At 40.4% G+C, this 23,588-nt stretch carries 23 protein-coding genes; 10 read left to right on the plus strand and 13 right to left on the minus strand.

The features are described from left to right. Window positions 1-64: 64 nt before the first annotated feature. From ACE1TH_RS12620 to ACE1TH_RS12630, 3 genes are read left to right on the plus strand one after another with little or no spacing between them, the layout of a single operon-like run. Window positions 65-886 (plus strand): carbohydrate ABC transporter permease, encoded by an 822-nt coding sequence (locus tag ACE1TH_RS12620; protein WP_373454107.1) that lies wholly within the window; start codon window positions 65-67, stop codon window positions 884-886. A 26-nt stretch (window positions 887-912) separates the two neighbouring features. Further along, window positions 913-2,526, plus strand: a complete 1,614-nt coding sequence (locus tag ACE1TH_RS12625; RefSeq protein WP_375079171.1) for an extracellular solute-binding protein — start codon at window positions 913-915, stop codon at window positions 2,524-2,526. 50 nt (window positions 2,527-2,576) lie between these two features. Next, a complete protein-coding gene (locus tag ACE1TH_RS12630) occupies window positions 2,577-4,877 on the plus strand; it encodes a glycoside hydrolase family 2 TIM barrel-domain containing protein (RefSeq protein WP_375079172.1) in 2,301 nt (766 codons plus the stop codon). A gap of 69 nt (window positions 4,878-4,946) precedes the next feature. Here ACE1TH_RS12630 and ACE1TH_RS12635 read toward each other — a convergent pair whose 3' ends face one another. Beyond that, on the minus strand, window positions 4,947-5,996 hold the full coding sequence (locus ACE1TH_RS12635; protein WP_099303469.1) for a Gfo/Idh/MocA family protein: 1,050 nt from the start codon (window positions 5,994-5,996) through the stop codon (window positions 4,947-4,949). A gap of 2 nt (window positions 5,997-5,998) precedes the next feature. Continuing rightward, the gene (locus ACE1TH_RS12640; RefSeq protein WP_255224493.1) at window positions 5,999-6,910 is read right to left on the minus strand and encodes a sugar phosphate isomerase/epimerase family protein; all 912 of its coding nucleotides are present in this window, start codon (window positions 6,908-6,910) and stop codon (window positions 5,999-6,001) included. 206 nt (window positions 6,911-7,116) lie between these two features. Between ACE1TH_RS12640 and ACE1TH_RS12645 the strand changes: the two genes are divergently transcribed. Continuing rightward, window positions 7,117-8,043, plus strand: coding sequence for a hypothetical protein (locus ACE1TH_RS12645; protein ID WP_099303087.1), 927 nt, complete (start codon window positions 7,117-7,119; stop codon window positions 8,041-8,043). Window positions 8,044-8,197: 154 nt separating this feature from the next. On the opposite strand, the gene ACE1TH_RS12650 is transcribed toward ACE1TH_RS12645, so the two are convergent. From ACE1TH_RS12650 to ACE1TH_RS12660, 3 genes are all read right to left on the minus strand, one after another. Beyond that, window positions 8,198-9,235, minus strand: a complete 1,038-nt coding sequence (locus ACE1TH_RS12650; RefSeq protein WP_375079173.1) for an NAD(P)-dependent alcohol dehydrogenase — start codon at window positions 9,233-9,235, stop codon at window positions 8,198-8,200. 201 nt (window positions 9,236-9,436) lie between these two features. Continuing rightward, window positions 9,437-10,048: an NAD(P)H:quinone oxidoreductase type IV gene (wrbA, locus tag ACE1TH_RS12655; protein ID WP_099303091.1), complete on the minus strand. Its 612-nt coding sequence runs from the start codon at window positions 10,046-10,048 to the stop codon at window positions 9,437-9,439. Window positions 10,049-10,171: 123 nt separating this feature from the next. After that, window positions 10,172-10,963, minus strand: a complete 792-nt coding sequence (locus ACE1TH_RS12660; RefSeq protein ID WP_375079174.1) for an SDR family oxidoreductase — start codon at window positions 10,961-10,963, stop codon at window positions 10,172-10,174. Window positions 10,964-11,096: 133 nt separating this feature from the next. Here ACE1TH_RS12660 and ACE1TH_RS12665 point away from each other — a divergent pair, with 133 nt between their 5' ends. Together ACE1TH_RS12665 and ACE1TH_RS12670 are read left to right on the plus strand one after the other, a co-directional pair. Beyond that, window positions 11,097-11,561, plus strand: a complete 465-nt coding sequence (locus tag ACE1TH_RS12665; protein ID WP_176554388.1) for a DinB family protein — start codon at window positions 11,097-11,099, stop codon at window positions 11,559-11,561. Between the two features lie 14 nt (window positions 11,562-11,575). Next, window positions 11,576-12,424, plus strand: a complete 849-nt coding sequence (locus ACE1TH_RS12670; protein ID WP_099303097.1) for a DNA-3-methyladenine glycosylase family protein — start codon at window positions 11,576-11,578, stop codon at window positions 12,422-12,424. An 82-nt stretch (window positions 12,425-12,506) separates the two neighbouring features. Here the strand turns inward: ACE1TH_RS12670 and ACE1TH_RS12675 are convergent, their stop codons facing one another. Then, entirely contained in the window at window positions 12,507-13,550 is a 1,044-nt protein-coding gene (locus ACE1TH_RS12675; RefSeq protein ID WP_375079175.1) for a hypothetical protein, read from the minus strand. 524 nt (window positions 13,551-14,074) lie between these two features. Between ACE1TH_RS12675 and ACE1TH_RS12680 the strand changes: the two genes are divergently transcribed. Then, the gene (locus tag ACE1TH_RS12680) at window positions 14,075-14,986 is read left to right on the plus strand and encodes a hypothetical protein (protein WP_099303101.1); all 912 of its coding nucleotides are present in this window, start codon (window positions 14,075-14,077) and stop codon (window positions 14,984-14,986) included. Window positions 14,987-15,002: 16 nt separating this feature from the next. On the opposite strand, the gene ACE1TH_RS12685 is transcribed toward ACE1TH_RS12680, so the two are convergent. After that, window positions 15,003-15,755, minus strand: a complete 753-nt coding sequence (locus ACE1TH_RS12685) for a glycerophosphodiester phosphodiesterase (protein WP_375079176.1) — start codon at window positions 15,753-15,755, stop codon at window positions 15,003-15,005. A gap of 341 nt (window positions 15,756-16,096) precedes the next feature. Between ACE1TH_RS12685 and ACE1TH_RS12690 the strand changes: the two genes are divergently transcribed. Next, entirely contained in the window at window positions 16,097-16,681 is a 585-nt protein-coding gene (locus ACE1TH_RS12690; RefSeq protein WP_099303105.1) for an HdeD family acid-resistance protein, read from the plus strand. 78 nt (window positions 16,682-16,759) lie between these two features. Here ACE1TH_RS12690 and ACE1TH_RS12695 read toward each other — a convergent pair whose 3' ends face one another. The 4 genes from ACE1TH_RS12695 to ACE1TH_RS12710 all read right to left on the minus strand — a co-directional run bounded on the left by ACE1TH_RS12695 (window position 16,760) and on the right by ACE1TH_RS12710 (window position 19,772). Then, complete coding sequence (locus ACE1TH_RS12695) at window positions 16,760-17,155, minus strand: ectoine synthase (RefSeq protein WP_099303107.1); 396 nt, start codon at window positions 17,153-17,155, stop codon at window positions 16,760-16,762. 22 nt (window positions 17,156-17,177) lie between these two features. Continuing rightward, complete coding sequence (ectB, locus tag ACE1TH_RS12700; protein WP_176554389.1) at window positions 17,178-18,461, minus strand: diaminobutyrate--2-oxoglutarate transaminase; 1,284 nt, start codon at window positions 18,459-18,461, stop codon at window positions 17,178-17,180. A 19-nt stretch (window positions 18,462-18,480) separates the two neighbouring features. Then, window positions 18,481-18,975, minus strand: coding sequence for a diaminobutyrate acetyltransferase (ectA, locus tag ACE1TH_RS12705; protein WP_099303109.1), 495 nt, complete (start codon window positions 18,973-18,975; stop codon window positions 18,481-18,483). Between the two features lie 296 nt (window positions 18,976-19,271). Next, window positions 19,272-19,772 (minus strand): hypothetical protein, encoded by a 501-nt coding sequence (locus ACE1TH_RS12710; protein ID WP_255224489.1) that lies wholly within the window; start codon window positions 19,770-19,772, stop codon window positions 19,272-19,274. 131 nt (window positions 19,773-19,903) lie between these two features. On the opposite strand from ACE1TH_RS12710, the gene ACE1TH_RS12715 reads away from it, so the two are divergent. Both ACE1TH_RS12715 and ACE1TH_RS12720 read left to right on the plus strand, forming a co-directional pair. Then, window positions 19,904-21,355: a spore germination protein gene (locus tag ACE1TH_RS12715; RefSeq protein ID WP_099303113.1), complete on the plus strand. Its 1,452-nt coding sequence runs from the start codon at window positions 19,904-19,906 to the stop codon at window positions 21,353-21,355. A gap of 41 nt (window positions 21,356-21,396) precedes the next feature. Continuing rightward, a complete protein-coding gene (locus tag ACE1TH_RS12720) occupies window positions 21,397-22,050 on the plus strand; it encodes a GntR family transcriptional regulator (RefSeq protein ID WP_375079177.1) in 654 nt (217 codons plus the stop codon). 52 nt (window positions 22,051-22,102) lie between these two features. Here ACE1TH_RS12720 and ACE1TH_RS12725 read toward each other — a convergent pair whose 3' ends face one another. After that, a complete protein-coding gene (locus ACE1TH_RS12725; protein ID WP_255224486.1) occupies window positions 22,103-22,585 on the minus strand; it encodes a flavin reductase family protein in 483 nt (160 codons plus the stop codon). Between the two features lie 15 nt (window positions 22,586-22,600). Continuing rightward, the gene (gene hpaD, locus ACE1TH_RS12730) at window positions 22,601-23,587 is read right to left on the minus strand and encodes a 3,4-dihydroxyphenylacetate 2,3-dioxygenase (protein WP_375079178.1); all 987 of its coding nucleotides are present in this window, start codon (window positions 23,585-23,587) and stop codon (window positions 22,601-22,603) included. Window position 23,588: the final 1 nt, after the last annotated feature.

The raw sequence follows: 23,588 nt of genomic DNA on the forward strand, positions 1-23,588 counted from the left end.
TAAACAAAAAAAGCCTGCTGGCATTAAGGAAAATCGAATTTTCAACATTGTAAATGTCATTTTCATGACGGTTTTCACGATTATCATTATCTTCCCCATTTGGGATGTCGTTGTAGGCTCATTTAGTAGCTCTGCTTCTGTTTCAAGCCCAGGAATCCGACTCTGGCCTGAACAATTTTCACTAGACGCATACCGAATTGTCTTTAACGACCCCACCATTTGGAATGCCTTTATTATATCCGTTTTAAAAACCGTTATTGGCGTCACAACTTCTGTGTTTTTCACAGCCATGGTTGCTTATGCAATGAGTAAACAAGACTTGATTGGAAGAAAATTATTTATTGCCTTAGGTGTTGGCACTATGTTTTTTAGTGGTGGCATGATTCCTATCTATTTGCTTATGCGTTCACTAGGGTTATTAGACAATTTTTTAGTCTACATCATTCCAGCCTTATTTAGCTTTTATAATATGTTAATTTTGATGAATTTCTTCAGGGAGATTCCCGTTTCTTTAGAAGAGTCTGCTCGAATTGATGGTGCTGGTGTTTGGCGTATATTTCTACAAATCATTTTACCCTTATCAACACCTGTACTCGCTGTTATAGCCCTTTTTAACGGTGTGTATCAGTGGAATGATTTTATGACAGCTCGATTGTATATTACTAATGAAGCTCTCTATCCAATTCAAATGAAACTTTACGAAATTATAGTACAACAACAAGCGGCAAATATGCAGAATGTGGTAGGTTCCGTTATCATTCCTACCTCTTCACAAACCATTCAGCTTGCTACAATCGTCGTCGCTACTGTCCCAATTGTTCTTGTTTATCCATTCCTACAGCGCTTTTTAATTTCTGGGATGATGATTGGAGCTGTGAAAGAATAGTAATTCATTTTAAGGAGGCGTTATTGTTGAAAAGAAAAGTATTGGGTTTTATTTCCATTATTAGTCTTGCTGCTTTTGCTGGTTGTAGTGGTTCGGGTGCAGAAATTTCAATTGATGAACTGGAAGAACCCCGTTACGAACTTGATGAGAACACACCTGCGTGGCAACTTGATGAAGAAGAAAATGTTGAACTGACTTGGTACGTAAATGCTGAATGGTTTGATCGAGCATATGGTGAAGATGTCATTACAAAAAAACTGAAAGAAGATTTAAACCTTGATATTAATTTCGTTACTGGAGATGATTCCAACTTAAATACTTTATTTTCAGGAGGCGATTTACCGGACCTCATTACCATATTTGATGGTCAATCACAATCTGCTTTACGCGCGCCAACCTGGGCATTACCACTTAGAGAATTAGCCGATCAATATGATCCTTTCTTTCACCAAGTTGCTCAAGAACAAACACTAGATTGGTACCAGCTTGAAGATGGATACACATATGGATACCCGAGTTATTCAAATACCATTGATGATTATGAAGCGGACATTATCCCTGGTTCTGATGCGTTTATTATTAGAGAAGATATCTATCAAGCGATTGGTGAACCAGAAATGTCAACACCAGAGCAATTCTTAGAAGGCTTGCAATTGATCAAAGAAGAATTTCCAGAAGTTGTACCTTTTGCTTTTAGAGGATTTGGTTCTGATGGTGACGTTGGATCGATTGGCGAAACATTCCAAAATCATCTAGGCGTCCCGATTGTCGATGAGAGCGGCGAGTGGTACAACCGCAATTTAGATGACAGTTATTTAGAGTGGATTCGCACATTTAACGAAGCGTACCAAATGGGTCTTATAAGCGATGATAACTTCTCAGACGATAATACCGTCTTTGAAGAAAAAGTGGAGCAAGGAAAATATGGATCAATCTTCGCAAGTGGTATTGCTCAATTATCTGGCTCCTTGCAGACTAATGTAGCTCGTGATGCAGACCAGCGTTATATTGCAATTGATGGTCCAGAAAACCAAGAAGGAAATGAGCCTACTCTAAATCAAGCTGGGCTTTCAGGCTGGACCGTTACGTATATTACGAATAAAGTATCAGACCCTCAGAAAGCGATTCAGTTATTTACGTACCTACTAAGTGATGAAGGTCAGTATTTAACGACATTCGGTGTCGAAGGAGAAACGTTTGATTTTAATGAAGAAGGAAAAGCGGTACTACGTGATGAGGTCTTACAGATGCGAAATGACAACCCTGAAGAATATAAGAAAAACTATCGTTTAGGTGAATTTTGGTTTTTCGGGCACGATGGATTTGCTTTAGAGCATGGTGAAAATGAAGCATCTGTAGCAGTAGACCAAATTCAAAAATGGACGAAAGGAAAATTAAAACCTCAGTTTTTAATTGAGAATACCGCCCCTGATCAAGGTACAGCTGAAGCCCGATCTTTAGTCAATATTAATTCTACATGGGCGACAACATTGGCAAGTATGATTCGTGCAAAAGACGATGATGATTTCGATCGACTCGTCAATGAGTATGAGGACTTCCTTGAAACTAATAATTTCTCAGCTATTGAAACGATCCGTAACGAAAAAATGGATGAAAATCGTGAGCGTTTAGGAATATAAAATAAAGAAGCGGGCATTTTGTCCGCTTTCTTATTACGAGGTGGGTAACTGTGGAAGAACAATATATTGAAGGAACATTAACAAGTACATTTTCATTTAGTAACGATTCTATTCCATATCAAAATAACATCGTTTACCCTTCGTTCGATCCTCAAGAACGGAAAACAATCTCCCTTTCTGGCTCTTGGAAAAAGAAACGATTTAACGCAAACCATAATTGGTCTTTACAAGCCCGCACGGAAGAATGGATACTCAAAACAGCGCAAGAAGGCTTCACACTTTTATCCTATGACGATTCAGATTGGGAATTAAAATTATTGCCTTCACCCGAAAACCACCTTACTGGGAAAGAAGAGATACATGCGGCAGAAACATATGAAGACGGTGTATGGTACCGAAAATGGATCTACTGGCCTGAAGAATATGTCAATCAAGTGGTTACACTAAAATGTTTAGGTGTTTCCTACATTTCTGATTTCTGGATTAACGAAACTTATATTGGACATCACGAAGGTGGTTTTACACCATTTGCATTTGATGTATCTCAACACTTAAAACCTGGTGAGAATCTAATTGCTGTACGAATAGATAACCCTCCATGGACTACTCGTTTAGATACTGTTCCCGCTGTAAATAATGATTTTTTTAATTATACTGGCATTATTCAGAATCTTTATTTTGAAATTGTCCCTAGCCTATTAATTTCCAGGGTTGATGTTGTGCCACTCAATGTTAACGGCTTAATTCAAGTAGAATATGTGATTGAAAATCGTACGAATAACGAACAACGTGCTTTTGTCGACCCAAAATTTTACTCAACAGATTTTCATGCATCTGACTGGCTTAAAAACCCACAAGCAAAAAGCATTTGTAAAGATGAACTAAGTATAAACGGTCTTTCACCTTGTACGTTGACCATCACAGCTGGTGAGAGCAAGAAGGTAAAAGAAACGATCATGATACCAAACCCCAATTTATGGAGCATTCGAGAACCTCATCTTTATGTTTTAGGTCTTACTCTTTTACAAGAGGAGATCGAAATCGATGCTTTTTATACTCAATTTGGCTTTCGTACATTAATTACTGAAGGAGCTCACATTAAACTAAATAATAAATCTGTGTTTTTTGCCGGAGTAGCTAGGCATGAAGAATGGCCAGAATATGGTCGCACCGCTTCCTGGGATCGTATCGTTGATGATTTCACAACCATTGCTGATCTCGATGTTAACTTAGTCAGAACGGCTCATTACCCAAATCATATTGAAACATTCATTGCTCTCGACCGCTTCGGTATTCCGAGTATGTCAGAAATCCCTCTATGGCAATTCGAAACGGAACATTATGCAGTACAAGAAAGAAGAGGCATTTCTTATCAAATGTGGAGAGAAATGATTTTATCCAGCTATAATCGTCCATCAATTGTAATGTGGAGCACGCAAAATGAATCAAAGGATATTACCTTAAGAAAGCATTATAACGAACAGTTGGTTAACGAAACAAAGACCATCTATCCTGACGGACGCCTCCTCACTCAAAGTTCAGCTGCTGATCAACCGGGTTTTCATGATCCATCAATGGAACCTCTTGATGTAGCAGGTTGGACAATGTACTTTGGTATCTTTCACGGTAGTACACCGTACGAAGGAACAAAGCATTTTGTTGAGGAAGCGAGTAAAGCTTGGCCAAACAAACCTATCATAAACACTGAGTACGGCATCTGGAGTAACGCAGATGAAAGTAATTTAGAAAAGCAAGTTGAAATTTATCGTGATGTTCAGCTTGCGTTATTAGAAAAAGCAACAGTTGCACCTAATGGCTCGCTAAATTCAAATGGCTATGTTGCAGCAATCGATTATTGGACAGCCTTTGATTGGTTTGTTAATCATAATCAATTTTATCAAACAATGGGCATCTATCATATGGATCGTAAAACAAAGAAACCCCTTTATGACTATTTTAAACGTGACCATAAGCGCTTATTAGATCAAACGAATGGTTTCGCCATAAAAGAAGAAATCCCAGCGGAAAGTATAGAATTTAACAGTCATAATCAAGGTCGTACAAAGTTGAAACTGACTTTCAACGATCGTCTTGACCTTACTGATCTTCCTTATTTAATCATTCGATTGGGTCAGTTTACTCAACCAGATCCTATTCATATTTATTTCCATTCGAATAACCAACTTTCCAGCTTTACGACATTTACTCTAGAAAAAGATCTTATCATTCCGATATGGACACTTAATAAAGACATTAGTAACGCGGTTGACTCCATCTCTATTGAATATAAAGAAGGACAGTCTCTACGGATCGAAAATCTTTTTAAAAGTTACACTGGTGAACTTAATTAAACGTTTGTTTAACCACCCTCAAAAAGAACCTAGTTCACTTAAATCATGCTGAACTAGGTTCTCCCCTCTCTATAATTGAACAGGCTTTTTTTGTGCAGATGCTTGATAAATGCCTTCAAGAATTCTCATAATCTCTAATCCGTCTTCTACAGGTGCTAGAGAAGGGCCTCCCGTTATGCAGGCATCCACAAAGGCATCGATTTGTTTTTGGAAGGCATTATCAAAATCAAAGGTGCGATGGTCGATTTGTGGTTCAACATTTAAAATCGTGTTGTTTTCTTCCATTACAAGCATTAATTCTGGTTCGAGCTCCGCCCCACCTTTTGTGCCAAATACTTGCATGGCAAGTTGATCCTTTTTCGTGTGGAGAGAATAAGACACATCAACCATTAATGAACTCCCGTTCTCAAACGTAATAACAGCGTTCGCTAAATCTTCCACTGTGTTTGAAGATGCATCGTAATCAGCAGTTTTGTAGAACGAGAGGTTCTGAACGTTACCTCGGTTTCCTAATTGATCGTAGACGTGTCCTGTAATCGACTTCACTTTCGGTCTACCCATTAAATACCAACAACTATCAATAATGTGTACACCTAAATCGATTAACGGTCCTCCTCCTGATCGGTCTTTATCAGCAAACCAGCCTCCTGGATTTCCAAGCCTTCTTAACAAAGATGCTTTTGCATAATAAATGTCCCCGAGCTTCCCCTGATCAATGAACGATTTTAATACTTGAGCGTTTGTTCCAAACCGTCGGACAAACCCAACTTGCAACAATTTCCCTGTTTCCTTCACAGCAGTTTGAACCTTTTCCGCTTCTGCCACAGTCATCGAAATCGGCTTTTCCACTAAAACATGTTTCCCAGCACGTAGCGCTCGAATGGCTAGATCCGCATGAGTCTGATTCCAAGTACAGATGCTAACTGCATCGACTTCTGGATTTTGAAACACTTCTTCAGGATCAGTAAATACGTGTTTCACATCATAATGAGCTGCTTTTTCCTGCGCCCTCGCTTGATTTTTATCACATAATCCGACTAATGAAACGCTTGGATTTTTCTGATACGACTTAATATGCATTTCTGAAATCGATCCTAATCCAATCACGACAACATTCATCATTACGCTCTCGCCCCTTCTACTGACTTCCAGCCATCTACCGTTACTTCATTCCAAAGTCGCTTTAAGTTATTCATACTAATGCGCGACCCGAGAAAACAATCTTCCATTCCTTCAAATTCAATAACGAGGTAACCATCATAACCTGCTACTTTAAGTTGTCGGATAATCTCTCGAATTGGTAGCTCGCCATGACCGAGAATCGCTCCACGCAAATAATGGCCATTTGAGCTTCTAAACCATGCGCCTTCACCAGGGTTCTCATAATAAGGTCGAATATAGAAATCTTTGAAATGAACGGTAGCCGCATACGGAAGATTTTTCTTCACTCCAACTAACGGATCTTCATCCGCACATAAGAAGTTGCCAATATCCAAGGTTGTTTTAAAATTATCGCGATTTACCGCACGTAACACCCGTTGAACCCGGTCACTCGACTGCACGTTAAAACCGTGATTTTCAATTGTGGTCGTAATGCCTAAAGGTTTCGCGTAATCGGCAATGAGCTGACTCCCTAAAACCATTTCTTCAAAATGATCATCAAAATAGTGAATTGACATCTCATCAGGCTTCATCGAAAACGCCGTTACATCATGACGCAAGATTTTAATTCCCATATGATGCACGACGTCAACGTGCGCTTTAATTCGCTCCACTTCTTCATCAAAAGCCGCTTGCGTTGGTTGAATGAAATTTGCAGGCATACAATAAGCAGAGAGCTCAATCTTTGCCTTGGCAGCTTGTTCTTTAATTTGATTAGCTAAATCATAGTTGTCTACAACCGTATAGCCATAAGGGACGAGTTCCATATGAGTCCCACCTTGCTCTTTCACCCAATCAATTGCTTCAAGAATTGTTAATCGACCATCATTCAATGCCTGAACTAAACTGTATGAACTCAAACCTATTTTCATTCTAATCTTCACGCTCCTTTTACACTTCGCTATACATAACGTTTCGCTAAAACGCTTCCATATCCTCTATTAAATTACGCAAGACCATCAACGAACATGACCCTTTCAATATGTCAAATTCTTGGTTTTGGATCAGATTTGCACGTTGGAATGAAACTTTTTCTTTTTTTATACGTTTTCTATAGGAGGAAAGGCGGGGTTAACACGTGAAAGATTACGAAAAAGCTTTTACTGATGTAAAGGATCGCATGCGACTATACGAGAAATGGCGCGGACATGAGGCTCGAATTATGCTTTATTTAGAAGAAAGAAAACAAGAAGCGCAGAGATTAAAAGAAGCTCTAACAGAAAAACAAGAGAATGTGGATCGCTTAAAAGGCTTAACATTTTCTAATTTAATTCACACAGTTACAGGAAGAAAAGCTGAAAAGATCGACGAACGATCAGAATCTGTGCTTAAAGCTCAGTTGAAATACGAAGAGGCTGAAGCAACTATTAACGATTTACGCGAGGAACTTCAAGAGATCCATGTATATCTAGATACGTTAGGAACACCAGAGGATGAGTACCAAGACTTAATTCAACAGAAGAAACAACATCTTTTAACAGAGAATCATAAAGCTTTGCACGCTCTAATTGAGGCTGCTTCAACAGCCGAAGTACAAATGAATGAAGTGCTAGAAGCAAAAGAGATCGGACTTCAAGCAAAAGAAGCGTTAGCGCAAACCCTTCGATCTTTGGATAAGGCGAGTGATTGGTCCACTGCCGACATGTTTGGAGGCGGGTTTCTCACAACTGCGTTTAAACATAGCTATGTAGATGATGCAAGATCTGATATTCATGACGTTCAACGTTTATTAAGAAAGTTGGAAGAAGAACTGAAAGACGTCAATCAATTTACTTCTTTTCATATTCAAATTGATGGATTTCTCACATTTGCCGATTATTTCTTTGATGGGTTAATCGTTGATTGGATGGTCCATGGCGAAATAAGAGATTCGTACGACAAAGCCTCGTCCCTCTTAAAAGAAGTGAAGTCGGTCTTAACGCGTCTAAATCAAATGGAGCAGGAGTTACTAGCTGACCTGCAAGACGTAAGAAGAAAGAAAGAATCTTATATCGTAGATGCATGAGAACTTCCTTCTTCATGCAACAGCGGGCGACCCTAAGCACGTGTGAGTCGCTCGGCATGACCAAGTGGCTCACATGTATGCTCTTCATAGGATCGCCGCCATTTTTATGAATGATTGACCTAATTTATCATATACAATTTTTCTTTAGCTTTTCTTAAATCGTGCTTGTATCAATAACGAAACGGTAGCGAACATCCGATTCAAGTACACGTTCGTACGCTTCATCAATACGGTCTGCTGAAATCACTTCAATTTCTGGGAGGATGTTATGCTCTGCACAGAAATCCAACATTTCTTGTGTTTCCTTAATGCCACCAATCATTGAACCGGCAAAAGATCTTCTTTTACTAATAAGAGAAAATGCATTCACCTCTAGCGGCTCGCTTGGTGCACCGACATTTACTAATGTGCCGTTTAAAGCTAATAGATTTAAGTAAGCACTCATATCTAGCTTTGCACTTACCGTATTAATAATTAAATCAAAAGAACCGGCAAGCTTCGTCAATGTTTCTGGGTCACTTGTGGCATAATAATTTTTTGCGCCAAACGTCAGACCATCTTGTTCTTTCTTCAATGTTTGTGATAGAACAGTTACTTCCGCTCCCATGGCATGTGCGATTTTCACTGCTAGGTGACCTAGTCCACCAAGACCAATGACAGCCACTTTTTTCCCTGTATCGGCTTGCCACTTTTTTAACGGAGAGTAAGTGGTAATGCCTGCACAAAGAAGTGGTGCCGCAGCATCAAAAGGGATAGAATCTGGGATTCGTAGAACAAACCCTTCTGTCACAACAATGTGCGTCGAGTAGCCACCTTGCGTATGCTCCCCGTGCTTATCAATTCCACCATAGGTTTGAATATTTCCTTCCTCACAGTATTGCTCTTCTCCTTCACGACAGCTTACACACTTTCCACAAGAATCGACCATACAGCCAACACCGACGCGATCGCCTACTTTAAAAGAAGTGACGTCACTCCCTACTTCCGCCACAATCCCAGCAATCTCGTGCCCAGGAACTAAAGGATAATGAACGTCGCCCCACTCACCTCTCGCTGTATGGATATCAGAGTGACAAATTCCCGCATACTTAATTTCGATTAATACATCATGTTGATCAAGGTTTCTCCGTGAAATCTCTGTCTTTTCAAATGCTTCTGTTGGACCATTCACTGCTCTTGCTTTTACATTCATTTGTAAAATGCCTCCTTCAGCAGATTGCTTTTTATAACGCTTGTATGAACCATTCCCGCATCTTCAAATCCTATAACGTCATTTTTCCGATGATGGCAGCAGCGTTTATCCGATCATAGCTCTTGGAGTCCACTATAGGTCAAGCGTTTTGGACATAAAAAAAGAAGCTCTAATTCTCATTAGAACTTCCTATACTTCGTCTTACTTTAAACCTTCTACAATTGCCTTCGCAACGGACGTTGTGCGTCTCGCTTGGTGTTCTACAGCTTCTTTCACATCTTCGACCATTTTTCCATCTCCATCGACCGTTACACTTGTTCCGTAAGGGTTTCCACCTGCTGCAAATGTAACGGGGTCTGTGTAAGCTGGTGAAGCAACAATAGCTCCCCAATGATACATTGTGGTGTAAAGAGATAAGATCGTTTGCTCTTGGCCGCCATGCGCATTCGCTGCAGAAGCCATACCACTGACCACTTTATTAGCAAGCTTTCCTTGGCCCCAAAGCCCGCCTAATGTATCAAAAAATTGCTTCGCTTGTCCAGGTACTACGCCAAAACGGGATGGCACGCTGAAAATATAGGCATCTGCCCACAGCATATCGTCAGCCGTAACCTCTGGTATATGTTTCGTCGCTTCAATGTGTTCACGCCATGCTGGATTTGAATCAATCGCTTGATCTGGAGCTAGTTCTGGAAATTTCACTAGTTTCACTTCCGCCCCATTTCCCTCAGCTGCTTCTTTCGCCCACTGTGCAAGTTGATAGTTTGTTCCTGTTGAACTGTAGTAAATTACTGCTACTTTTGTATTAGCCATTTTATAATCTCTCCTTTTATTGTAGATCGCCTTATGACTCTATACCCGGTTTTCTTAGATTTAAAAGATTAATTTGATTTCTCCTGTATTTATTGCGAGACGCATGCACCTTTATTCATAGTTTCAAAGAGCTTTTACAAGCCCACCGTCTACTATCAGCGCTTGTCCAGTCACGTAGGTATTCGCTCCAGAGCATAGAAAAACAAGTTGATTTGCAAATTCTTCCGGAGTTCCATAGCGTCCTAGCGGAATTGACTGTTCTTCTTTCATTCTTACCTCTTCACGTGACTGATGAAGTTGCTCTGCCTTTCTATCATCTAGTTCAAGTAATCGATCTGTAGCAATTCTTCCCGGGCCGATTGTATTAATTAAAATGTTGTCTTTCGCAAGTTCTTGCGATAAACTCTTGGAAAGTCCTGCTACGCCTGCTCGAAACGTATTTGATAGCAACAATGACTCTAATGTTTGCTTTATAGAAGACGATGCAATGTTCGCGATATGGCCACCACCTTGCGCCTGCATATGTGGAACGACTTCTCGAATCGCGCGAACATAGCTTAATAGATTTAATTCATAAGCCCGTTGCCAGTCTTCATCCGTAAATTGCTCAATTCCGCCTGCTGGAGGACCGCCAGAATTATTTACAAGCACATTCACTTTTCCTAACATATCAACTGTAAAGGCTACCAGTTGTTTAATGTCTTCTCCTTTTGTAATATCGCATGTTTTTGTATAAAGATTTGGATTCCCCGTACGCTTAGCAATGTCATCAGCCACCTTTTTTAGCTCGTCTGAACGTCTGCTCGCTAACACAACTTGAGCGCCTTCTTCCGCAAATTTTTCCGCAACAGCCCGACCTAACCCTTTACTAGCCGCTAACACGATAACAACCTTTTCATGTAAATGTAAATTCATGCTTTACGCCTCCTTTTCTACTAGTGTAATTGATATTCAAATAAGAAACGAATCTTTCGCGCTATTCTTTCTCTTCTTGATCATGCTATAATGGCAAAAAATTGAAGAATTAAAACTTTTAGGAGGGATTCATTTGAGTACGCGAGAGTTCATTCTTATTCAGCTCGGTGTCATTCATGATCAACAAGGCTGGTTCGTCCCGTTAAACCATGCCGTTAAAGACATCACACCTGAACAAGCAGCCTGGACAAGTTCAGATCAATCAAATAGTATTTGGGGGATTGTGGAGCATCTAATTTTTTATAATGAGCGCTACTTAGATCGATTTCAAAAGATATCTGTACACCGTGAGCCTGTTGACTCCATAGCGGATACGTTCAACATAAGTAATCAACGTTCATGGCCTGAAGCGGCAGCTTATTTGAATGAATTAATGCTTAAGTGGCGTGATGCCGTCAAGGAAGCAAAACCAGAAGATTTTACTGAGGCGATGACTGATCTTACCCACCTCACACTTCATAATGCGTACCACATTGGTCAAATTGTCAGTATTCGAAAACAACAAGGAAGTTGGCGTACAGACTTAGGCGTCACGTAAGATAGGAGGTTTCTATGCAAATCCCGATTCAAGAGCCATTTGATTTTAAAGATGCGGTTACTTCTCATGGTTGGTGGATGTTAGCGCCCAGTCACTGGGATGCAGAAAAAGAATCGTTTTATCGACCGCTTGTGTTAGAAACAAACAAAATTGTCGTCGCGAAAATTTCAATGGACGGTATGAATTTGTCCGTTGACGTCAACACCAATTTGACTGAATTTGAACAAACAGAGGTAAGGAATCAAGTGAGCTGGATGTTTCGCTTAGACGAAGCGTTCCAACCTTTCTATACACTGTGTGAAACTTATCAAGAATTAGCGTTTCTACAAGAGCATAAACGAGGACGGTTGCTCCGCTCTCCTTCGTTATTTGAGGATATGATAAAGGTTCTCTTTACAACAAATACGCGCTGGCAGCAAACGATCCAGATGAGCGAACTGTTGACGAGTCAATTAGGCAATCGCACAAATGGGTTTGGTCGAACGTTCTATACGTTTCCATCCCCTGAGACGATCTTAGATGCAGGCGAATCATTTTTGCAGAAATATGTACGAGTTGGTTACCGCAGTCGCTACATTCTTGATGCGGCGGAAAAAATACTCAACCAGCCCGAACGCTACCTCCATACGGCTTCAGCTGACGTGTTTAATGAAATCAAAGGTGTCGGCCCCTATGCACGAAATTCTCTAGCAATGATTATTGGTCGGTATGACGGCGTTCCAGTAGATTCTGAATACAAAAGACATGTCATTCAAACTTATTTTCAAGGCGTAGCGCCTTCAAAAAAAGAATTAGAAAGCGTATACGACAAATGGGGCGACTACAAATATTTAGCGTATTGGTTTGATTACAACCAAAAATGAATGAAGACTTTGGTTGAAAAAAAGAATGTTCATGAGCGCAACAACATCACTCACGAACATTCCTTTCGCTTGGAAACGATCGTTAAGATGAAGCGTTGTTAATCGATGTAACAATCAGCTTGCCTTCTTCATCAAATTTCGTTGTAAACGTAATAGGTGTTCCATAGTCATAAAGAGTCATATCATATAAGGATGGTGCTAAATCGTAAATTACTTCTTGATGAGGAATGTAGATGCGAATGGCTTTCTGATTATCATCAGCATATGAAAGGTAGGTTCCTTCCAATTTGTCTTCTTCTATTGCATCCTCAGGTTTATACGTAATAAAAAAGTCTGTTACAACGTTCATATTGTCGACCTCTTGATAATAAACGCTGACCGCCATATTTGGTTTAAGCTGGTTTATCGTTTCCGTTTCATCAACAACAAACCATTTATCTCCATATTCTGTCTCAATCGCAAAACGTGTTTGTTCTACATAAACGACTTTTCCGTGGTTGTTCCACTTGACCAATGGCTTCGATTCTTCCTTATTAAGTTCGTTGTTCGAATCTTTAACTGTTGCCGCTTCTTGAATGTTTTCCGTTTGCTCAATACCCAATTGATTGTCTTCACCTAAATTCTCCTTGTTCTCTTTCTCATGTAGCTGATCCTGATCTCGTGCGTTTAAAGGATCCACGTTTAAAATTGCTTCTTTAGATGGTTCAGAGCGCTCTTCATGATTGGTTGTGGATGACTCAATAGAAACTGTCTCTTCCTCAACTACATGCACCTTAGGAAGTGGATCTTCCAGCGTACCAGTCTGCTTATTGCTTGTGAAGGTCCATTTGTCTGTTTTTTCGTCATTCGTGTTTTTAAACCCATATACTTTGATTTCGTGGTCGAGTCGATCATATCTATACATAGAATATAAGTAATTTGGATGCGTTTCTTTTTTATGTTCATCCATGTCTTTGTGGCTCAGTGGTATGCTTTGATTGGTTGGCATAAGTTCCCCTTGTGCCGATGCTTGAACACATCCTGCTAACCCTAATGCAAACGTCGTGATTACCCCTGTACGTATTAACTTAATACGCTGATCTCGTTTTTCTACTCTAATTTTTTCTACTCTAGATAGTCTTGTCATCTTATAATAATGCCCCCCCTGTGTCCTATACACTATGAGAGAATACCGTTTAATGAAAACCGTTTCAATAGTCCGGATACCATAGTTAGAAAGTCTATACTCTTTTTGGCATACCGTTTTTTGGATCTTTTGTTTAATACAAGAAGGGAAACCATGTATGCGAACTCTTCTACCCCATTTTCAATTGGTGTGCATCATGAAAATAACGGTCTATTGACGCAGGTCTTTCGTTATTGAAGATAAAAATCATGCTAAATGATACACACCTTTATAACTACTAATCATTCATAGCTTCTCTTAAGAACAAAGGGATTTCAGCCTTTTTCCGCAGTCATTATAGATGAATAATATCCATATAAAAACAGGAACAACCATCTTTTTTCCTTAGACTTTCTTCACACCTTTTGCTTTCGTTCTAAATACTATCAATACAAGCCTGCTTCGTGTTCTCATGAAAACGACGAGCCAAACCTTGTAACAGCTTTCACTGACTGGTACTGTTAAGGGGAAAGGCGAGGTGTTCTATGAAGAAGAAACATTCTTATATGATGTGCGGCACACTTACGTTTTTTCTATTAACCGCATGTTCGAATTCAGGAGAATCCTATAACGGAGAAAAACTGTCGCAAAAATTGTACTTTGAACAGTCAAATCAAATGGCTGTCCTAGCTGAGGAATGGATCGAGCAGTTAGAGGAAGAAAACACAGAAGAGGAAGAAGATGCGGAGACAGAGGAAAACGATAAAGAAGAGGAGGAGATTGAAGAGTCGAAGGAAGACGAAAGCGAGTCTACTTCAAATGAAGCAACAGACGCAGAATCGGAACAAAGCGAGAGTGAAGAGACTAATTCAGAAGAAGAGACAACGTCAGCATCTGAGGAAGAGACCCAGGCTCCAGCTATTACAGAAACTCCGGTAAGTGATCCTTATCCAGCTTCTCCTACGGTCTACGGCGAAGTTGGCGAAACGATTCACCACGAGACAGGCACTTATACGATACATAAACAACGGACGAAATTAGGACCTTATCAATCGGGCCCACTCTTCTATCAAATTGATCAAATTCAGTTAGTTAGTGGCGAGGTAACCGAACCCGATCTTGCTGGAGTTGCAGGAGATCATGTTGAATTTATACAAGTAGATCTTGTCTTACAAAACACAGGAAGCACAGCACTACAAAATACAGCCCATTTACTCGTTCTTGAAAGTGGTGGGCACGAATTTCTCCCACATTCCATGTTTAGCGGATTAGGCGTTGGTTACGACGCGTTAGAAGACTCTACCCCACAACGGGTTTCGCTCTTATACATGCTAGACGGATCCATTCCTGTTACAGATATTTACTCGATCTATGGTGTTTTTTCCGGAGCGCGAGACCACTCTGGTAATCAAGTAGGAGATTCCGTACGCTTTAACTTTTCATTTTCAGATGGATAAAAAAATTGCAGCTAGCTCACAGAGCTAGCTGCTTTCTTAAATCGAGAGCGACTTTTGGGTAATCTGTCATGATGGCTTTAACGCCTTTTTGTATGAGTGCCTTCATCTCTTCTTCATCATTTACTGTCCACACCCGCGATTGCTGCAGCATCCTCGCTTTTTCAAACGAAGAGTGTTCAGCAAGTGCTATTTTTTTTGAGATGTGAAACAAATCAATGTGATACGTATTCAAATAATCGACTGGATAAGGAACGTCAAACTTTACTAACCAAGCAAGTTCTACCTTCTCGTTTACTTGGCGCATCCGTTGCAATAAAGGTAGATGAAACGAAGAAAAGTTAATCGTTACATCATTTGTAAATGGTTGCACAGCGTCCAGTAACGCTTTCTCCACTCCCTTTTTTTCGGAAAGGTTCGGCTTTAGTTCAATATTTACTTCAATCTGATAAGATGCCATCATCATGAGCGCTTCTTCCAAAGTTGGTATAGTAATCGTCATCCAACTCTCATTATACTTCTTTAAATGCGTGAACGGCTCTCCTGCACTAAGACGCTTTACTTCTTCGAGTGACATCTCATTCACATGACCTGTGCCATTCGTTGTTCGGTCAACGGTTGGATCGTGTAACACGACAAACTGATTATCTTTCGTTAATTGAACGTCTAATTCAATGCCCTCCACACCATTTGCCAATGCTTCTTGAAAGCTAGGTAGCGTGTTTTCTGGATAGATCCCCATTGCTCCACGATGTCCATAGATGGCTGTCAATTTCTGTCATCCCTTTCTTTTAGCTAGCCTTATGATAAGTATATCGTTTCAGACACTCACTTGTATGCTATGCGCTCACTTTTAAGAAAAGCTTAACAATTTTAATGCGTGTCTTTACTCAAATATGATTCGAAAAAGACAGACGTTCTTTTTAAAATGGCGACCATTAACAATTGTGAAATCGATTAAACGATCCCCTGTTACCCTTTTTAAAAACGTTGTAACAAATTGTTCACTTTTTCACAAGTTTAGATCTCCTTTGTTACTGGGTAGATATACTTAGAGATTTGATCGAACATGTAAAAAAGACATCTTAGATTTTTAAGGAGGAACGCATTCTCATGCAACAAACTTATTTACGTACATTACTCATGGTCGTTGCCATTGCTTTCTTTGTACTTGGTTTTACTGCTTTATTCTTACCAGCAACAACATTACTCACGTTTACAATTGGGTTAGGTGTCATTATGCTCGTAAGCGGAATTATCACCACCATTACGTACATCCTTGACCGAAATGAGATTAAACGATCAGGGTGGGTGTTGGCAGATGGGATTTTATCCTTTATCTTAGGTATCCTCATCTTAATTAATGCCTTTGTCGGCATCATTGCTGTTATTTTCTTCTTAGCGATGTGGCTTATTTTTTCCGGCGTTCTTCGAATTTCAGGATCGCTTCAATTAAAAGAATGGGACGTTAATCAATGGGGTTGGATGATGGCTTTAGGTATTCTCAACATCGTCATCGGTGCCATCACCATGTTTTATGCGATGTTTGGCGGAGTCGAGTTCTTCCTATTCCTTGCGCTATCATTCATGGTACTTGGTCTTAACGGCATCTCTATGTACGTACTCTTTCGTAATTTTGAAATTAAGCGAACGGGACGAAACAACGAACAGATTGAGGTTAAAGAAAGAGAAGAATAAGTCCCTTTTCTCACTACCTGGCTGAGGAGAATGGCGCATCAACATGAATTTAAAAAAACGAGGGGCATCCCCCTCGTTTTATTTTTGCATATGCTCTGGTAAACGGTATGCACCGTCTTCATCATGAATTTCTTCTCCAGTAGTTGGCGGATTAAATACACAAACCATGCGCATATCCGTTGTAGCACGTAAATAATGCTCATCGTGCTCGTCTAAGACGTAGCACTCAAATTTTTTCACAGGCCAAATCTTCCCGTCTTTAATGGTTTCAATTTCACCTTCACCTTCAATGATATAAACCGATTCAAGGTGATGTTTATACCAAAGATGTGTTTCCGTACCTGCACGAATCTGCGTATCGTGTAGCGAATAACCCATTCCATCTTTTTCTACAACAATTCTTTGACTTCTCCAGTTACCACCGTCAACATCGCGTTCTGTATTTAAAATATCTTCTAGTTTTACAACTTTCATTTGAAAAACCTCCTACAAAAAATTAATTTAGAATCGGTTCTTTAACACCTAGAGACGCTCGCACGCTCTCTTCAATAATAGCGAGACCTGCTTTTAACTTGTCCTCAGGGATGGTCACCGCTGGGAACAATTTAAACACTTCATCTTCAAAACCTGCTGTTTCCATAATGAGTCCTCTTGAGAATGCTTCAGCCGCAATTTTCCCTGCTATAGCCGGCTCTCCACACCCTATTCCCATCATTAACCCTCTGCCTTTTACGGTTCCATTTAATTCTGGGTATTTTTCAACAATCGTAGTTAGGAATTGTTTTACAAGCTCGGCTTTTCTCTGAATTGATTCTTGAAAATCTGGTGATTTCCAGTAATCTAATGCAACAGTTGCCGTAACAAATGCATGATTGTTCCCTCTAAACGTCCCGTTATGCTCACCTGGATCCCAGATGTCTAGCTCTGGTTTAAACAATGTTAAGGCTAATGGCAGACCATATCCGCCAATCGATTTTGATAAACAGACAATATCCGGCTTCAATCCAGCTTCTTCAAAGCTAAAGAAAGAACCAGTCCGTCCAATTCCTGCTTGCACATCGTCAATAATCATCAAGATATCGTGCTCTTTACAAATACGCTCTAATCGCTGTAACCATTCCGTACGCGCAGCATTGACGCCACCTTCACCTTGGACGGTTTCAAGAATAACTGCTGCTGGGATATCAACTCCTGAACCACCTTCAGTGAGGAATTGTTCGAGATAGTCAAGTGTATCTAGTTCTTCCGTAAGAAAATTGTCATACGGCATCGTTACAACATTAGTTAGTGGAATACCTGCGCCTTTTCGCTTAAACGCATTACCTGTGACTGAAAGTGAGCCTATCGTCATTCCGTGGAAACCATTCGTAAAGCTAATAATATCTGTTCGGCCTGTTACTTTACGCGCAAGCTTTAACGCAGCTTCTACTGTATTTGTTCCGGTTGGTCCTGGAAACATAACTTTATAGTCTAACCCTCTTGGCTTTAAAATCGTTTCATTGAAAGCTGATAAGAAGTTTGCTTTCGGGGTAGTCGCCATATCAAGAGAGTGAGTCATGCCATCACTCATAATGTAATCAACAAGCGCTTTTTTCATATTTTCATCATTATGACCATAATTGAGTGCCCCAGCACCTGCAAAGAAATCAATGTATTCGTTGCCTTCTTCATCCCACATTGTCGAACCTTTAGCTTTCGTAAATACAGTCGGGAAGCTTCTACAATAGCTTCTTACCTCAGATTCTCTTTCTTCAAAAATCTTCATATCTGTTTTATTCACGGTTTTCCTCCTTAAATTCTTAACCTTTAATCGGTCCAATGCGAAACGTTTTTTCTTCTTCATGGTTATCACCAGGAAATAGTTCTTCTCCAAAACAATCAGAAATGTTGCAAGCTGTGCCTTGGCTACGAGCAAGCTTCTTGAATAGTGATTGAGAGGCTTTATTAGAAGGTGTAACGGTTGCTTCTACATATCTAACGTCTCTACAAACATCACGCTCAATGAGACGCTCCAATAGATCTAAAGCAAGTCCTTTACCTCTTTGGGATTCTGCTACCCCAACTTGCCAAATAAACAGTGTATCCGGCTGCTTTGGCGGAATAAATGCGGTAATAAAACCAACAACTTCGTCACCTTCACGTGCAACAATACACGTTTCGTCAAAATATTCGCACATCATAATGTACTTGTAAACGGAGTTTGAATCCAATGTCGATGTTTCAGCTAGTTCCCACATCGCAGCACCATCTTCAACAGTTGGTTTTTGCAGAGTCAATACTGATGACTGTTCCATGTCTTCCTCCTTTATTCAATTTATAACATTGGTGTTCGTCTTTCTTTTACCCGCTTGGATTTAAACGAAACCAATATTTTCAAATTCAACTGTATTTTCTTAACCCTTTTATATAATAGGATGATCGCGTTTTTTTCGCAAACAGCGTTAACTTAGATTATGTATCAAGAAGGCGTTTGAACGTTGTTAAGCGTAATCAGTGCTAGAATTTCTTCCATATCCTCTCTAATCATCGTAATTGCTCTTGTTTTCAAAATAAAAAGAAGAGAAAATGATTTCTCTTCTTTCTTTCTTCTTTATACACATTGGAATGCACTGATTCTTCTCGTATCAATGCCAAAATAAACCCACCTAAAGATAAACCAACGATAGCCAGCAACAGAGTTTCTGCCTACGAACGTTGGATAAAACCAAAACTGATCCCCATTGTTTAACCGTATATATGTGTAGCGAAATAAACACCCATTTATCGCTCCAGGATCAACAGCAAAAGCACTTACTGATTGAAGTTGTGGCGGATTCCCTGGTGGTGGGCCTGGTGGTTCTCCACTCTGTCCTTGCGAGCCACCGCCCCCTGGTGGACCCGGCTGCGGATAACCTGGTCCATCGTGACCTGGAAATGGCCCCCAACCCGGTGGTCCTCCGCCTGGCGGACCTTGTGGGAATCCTGGACCTCCTTGCCCTGGGAATGCCCCTCCGCCTGATGGACCTTGTGGGAATCCCGAACCTCCTTGTCCTGGGAATGTCCCTCCACTACCAGGAGGAAAAAAAGACGAAACAATTCGATGATGTTGCATACCGTTACCTCCCCTTTATATCTTTTTATATCCTACGCAAATGCCCATTATTGGTGCATCCTAATCTCTCTGCATAAATCACAAAACACGTTACAAACTACATCTATCTTGTACATAAAGGACAATTTTCTATGGCCTTACTAACAAATCGTTTAAAAGAAAATGCAGCACTCATTCGTCAAACCTTTCACAACCCAAATACAATACGATCGCTTAATGTGATGATTGGGGTAGACATTGACGCAGAGCTCCTCTATCTCCCGAATACAGTTGACGAACAAAAAATTCACCTGTTCTTACTAGAACCTATCCAACAATTTGTAAAAGAATCCATTTCCTATAATCAACTCGGTACACTTTTTAAAGATGGTGAGCCAAACGAAGCGACAACTGTAGAAGAATGTGTGGATGGCCTACTTAACGGTAAAGCGATTTTACTTTTTAATAAAGATCAAGCGTATCTTTTTAATTGTTCAAACTGGAATGTTCGAAGTGTTGAAGTTCCGTTAAGTAGTAGTGTTTATGAAGGTCCAGCTTCCGGTTTAACGGAGGATATTTCGGTTAATTTAAACTTATTGCGGAATTATTATCGCAGTCCGAATCTTGTGGTCGACACCTTAACGATTGGGTCAGAGGCAAAAAAAGAGATATCAGTCCTGTCTGTCCATAACGTATCCGATCCCCAACTCGTTGAGGAAGTAAAAAAGCGTTTACGCGATATTAAAGTGAGTCAAGCCATTATTAATCAATTAGCAACAGATGCATTAGAAGGAAAAGGGATGTTATTTCCGCGCACAATGTCCATTGATCGACCAGATGCCTGTGCTATGGCTCTTGCTGCGGGAAGGGTCATTATTCTTGTGGAAGGCTCTCCTTTAGCTCTACTCGCCCCTAGCGTGTTTTATCATTTTTTTCAAAATCAAGATGACTACCTTTCAGACTTCGGAAAATACGGGGCACGACCGTTACGCTACTTTTATTTTTTAACTGCAACGTTTATTCCTGCCATTGCAGTTGCGATTGAGCGGTTTCATTTACAGGATATCCCGGCTAATTTAAGGGAACAGTTAGCCAAAACCCAAGATACGTTAGCTCCTTTTCCCATTGAGTTATTGTTTGTCATTTTGCTTATGCAGCTCATTATGGATGGGTCTTACCGATTACCTGGAAATGCGATTTTTGCTGTGACATTTATCGGTGCTATGCTTATTAGTGACGTCGCTACCGAAGTAAACTTATTTCACCCAGTAACCATTGTTATTATCGGGATTTGTTATATTACAAGCTTCCCAGTACTGCATCGCGGACTGCTATCGCCTATTTTCTTCATTCGCATTTCCCTTGTTTTTCTTGCTCACTTCTTGGGATTTACTGGGCTATTTTTAGGCACAACCGTCCTTCTTCTTTTGACCGTGCAACTTCATTCAGTCGGCGTCCCATACTTATATCCACTCTTTCCTTTTCAGCCAGATAAATGGAAAGATATTTTGTTTAGACCAAGTTTAAAAGAAGTCATTAACAAACCAAACCCGCTTCCTTTTAACATCAATCAAGCAAAACAAGATCGAAAACAGAACATTTAATTGCGGTTGCTCTGGGTTCATCCTAAAGGTATAGTATGGGTATGAAAACGAATAAAGTAAGTAAACGTGAGTTCGCATATCGAGCGATTAGAAAACGGATTGTAGACGGACGTTACGGCCCTGGTCAACGTATTGTCATTGATCAACTTGCAAAAGAATTAGGCTCTAGTGCCATCCCCGTTCGTGAAGCCATTCATCAACTTGAGTCTGAGCAATTACTTAATTATGTACCGAACGTCGGACCTGTTGTACGTTCTTTTGATCATGGACGCTATAAGGAAACGTTGGAGGCCGTTGCGATTCTTGAAGGATATGCTACACGATTAGCAGTTCCATCTTTAAAAGTGCCCGAGCTTCAACATCTCGTTCAACTGAACGAGGATATGAAACAATCATTGGCTCAATTCGACCTACAGCATGTCAGTCAATTGAACCGCACCTTTCATCACTTCATTTATGAACATTGCCCAAATGCATTAATTGTTCAAAGCATTGAACAATACCGCGAACGACTAAATACCATTCATCAGACAAGCTTTTTGCGTAACCCTAAGCGTGCACCGTATTCTTTAGCGGAACACGATAGACTGATTGAATTAATCACGAGCAAACAGGATGAAACAGAAATTGAATTGTTTGCGCGGCAGCATAAGTTAAACACGCTCGAATCTTTTGAGACAAGAGAAAAAAAGTAAGACATCTGATTACGACGTCTTACTTTTTTGACGATTTATCTTTATTCATCATTCAAGAACGGGGAACGCTCTCACCAGAGGAAATCATCCCATACTTACCCGAATAAAACGTTAGAGGGTCCGCATCTGTCACAACGACATCTCTCACTTTTCCAATGTATAACGTATGATCTCCTTGAACCGTTGTGTCATAGACGTCACACGCCACACTTGCTAGGGCATCGTTAATTACCGGTAAGCCAGCAAACGTTGAAAACGTAGCCGCACGATCATCTTTTATTTGTCCAGCGAACTGTTTTGATACATTTTCCTGTTCATGAGATAAGACGTTCACCGCAAACATCCCTGCTTGATCAATGTAGCCTTTCATCTTCGCTTGATTTCCGACTGATATTAAGATGAGCTTTGGATCAAGGGAGACCGACATAAACGCATTCGCTGTCATCCCACGAAATTCGCCATCAATTTCCGTTGTAATAACCGTCACACCAGTCGCAAACTTGCTCATGGTTGTGCGAAATAAACGATCATCCATCGTCTTTTCCCCTCCTTAAATCACAAATTGTGGCTTTCCTTGTTTAATCGTTGGCTTCTTTGTCTCCACCGGTTGACTTGTTGTCACATCTAACACGATTGATGCTTCATTAAACCAGCTATCAGGTGCTTCATGACCCCAGAACGTTCCACGCATTGGATCATTGATGCTCCAACGTACTGGCTTGAAATCAGGATCACTTGTTAAATAATCACCATTGTATAGTTCAATTCGATGTCCGTCTGGATCACGAACGTATAGGAAAAATGCATTCGAAAGCCCATGACGACCTGGCCCTCTCTCAATACTAGGCGCATAGCCTTTTGCAGCTAGCACATCACAAGCATGAATGAGCGCAAGTGGTTCGCTCAACCAAAAGCCAACGTGATGAAGCCTTGGCCCTACCCCATTCATAAACGCGACATCATGTACAGATGGCTTACGATGTAGCCATGCCGCCCATATCCGCTCTTCATCTGTTGCCGTATACTCCGAACAAGCGAATCCTAATTTTTCTGTATAAAAGCCATACGCTTCTTCTACATCCTGAACCATGTTGTTAAAATGGTCGATGCGCTGAACCCTTGCGCCTTTGTATAGATCGTAGCGCTGCAGCAATCGATCCACTACATCCATTTCTGCATAATATTCAATGGGTAAACCTGAATGGTCTTGCACACGCAACGTTCTTCCGATGGCATGCTGTTCACCTTTTTCCACCCAAATCGGTTTAAGCCCTTCTTGTGTCAACTGTTCATGAAGCACGTCTAAATCCGATTCAGCGTATACTTTGTAGCTCATTACTTCTACAGCTGCAACATTTTTTTCTTTCAACAGCAACGAATGATGATTATGTTCTTCTAAGCCACGCAGGTATAATTCTGTTTCCGTTGATTCTGTTTCAATAAACCCCAGACTATCAATGTAAAAATCTCTTGCCTTTTCTAAATCCTTAACATGCAGTACAGCTCGCCCGGTTCGAATGATGTTTGCTTCGTTCATC

The sequence above is a fragment of the Shouchella sp. JSM 1781072 genome, from assembly GCF_041949915.1.
GTDB lineage: Bacteria > Bacillota > Bacilli > Bacillales > Bacillaceae_D > Shouchella.

Coding starts and splice junctions, on each gene's coding strand:
- ACE1TH_RS12660 (WP_375079174.1), bottom strand. CDS start 10,963: ATGAATTTACATTTACATGAAAAGGTTGTTATCGTGTTAGCGGCTAGT.
- ectA (WP_099303109.1), bottom strand. CDS start 18,975: ATGGAACAGTCATCAGTATTGACTCTGCAAAAACCAACTGTTGAAGAT.
- ACE1TH_RS12725 (WP_255224486.1), bottom strand. CDS start 22,585: ATGGATGATCGTTTATTTCGCACAACCATGAGCAAGTTTGCGACTGGT.
- ACE1TH_RS12670 (WP_099303097.1), top strand. CDS start 11,576: ATGCAAATCCCGATTCAAGAGCCATTTGATTTTAAAGATGCGGTTACT.
- ACE1TH_RS12635 (WP_099303469.1), bottom strand. CDS start 5,996: ATGAATGTTGTCGTGATTGGATTAGGATCGATTTCAGAAATGCATATT.
- ACE1TH_RS12680 (WP_099303101.1), top strand. CDS start 14,075: ATGAAGAAGAAACATTCTTATATGATGTGCGGCACACTTACGTTTTTT.
- hpaD (WP_375079178.1), bottom strand. CDS start 23,587: ATGAACGAAGCAAACATCATTCGAACCGGGCGAGCTGTACTGCATGTT.
- ACE1TH_RS12620 (WP_373454107.1), top strand. CDS start 65: ATGACGGTTTTCACGATTATCATTATCTTCCCCATTTGGGATGTCGTT.
- ACE1TH_RS12640 (WP_255224493.1), bottom strand. CDS start 6,910: ATGAAAATAGGTTTGAGTTCATACAGTTTAGTTCAGGCATTGAATGAT.
- ACE1TH_RS12720 (WP_375079177.1), top strand. CDS start 21,397: ATGAAAACGAATAAAGTAAGTAAACGTGAGTTCGCATATCGAGCGATT.
- ACE1TH_RS12650 (WP_375079173.1), bottom strand. CDS start 9,235: ATGAATGTAAAAGCAAGAGCAGTGAATGGTCCAACAGAAGCATTTGAA.
- ACE1TH_RS12695 (WP_099303107.1), bottom strand. CDS start 17,155: ATGAAAGTTGTAAAACTAGAAGATATTTTAAATACAGAACGCGATGTT.
- ACE1TH_RS12675 (WP_375079175.1), bottom strand. CDS start 13,550: ATGACAAGACTATCTAGAGTAGAAAAAATTAGAGTAGAAAAACGAGAT.
- ACE1TH_RS12715 (WP_099303113.1), top strand. CDS start 19,904: ATGGCCTTACTAACAAATCGTTTAAAAGAAAATGCAGCACTCATTCGT.
- ACE1TH_RS12690 (WP_099303105.1), top strand. CDS start 16,097: ATGCAACAAACTTATTTACGTACATTACTCATGGTCGTTGCCATTGCT.
- wrbA (WP_099303091.1), bottom strand. CDS start 10,048: ATGGCTAATACAAAAGTAGCAGTAATTTACTACAGTTCAACAGGAACA.
- ACE1TH_RS12710 (WP_255224489.1), bottom strand. CDS start 19,772: ATGCAACATCATCGAATTGTTTCGTCTTTTTTTCCTCCTGGTAGTGGA.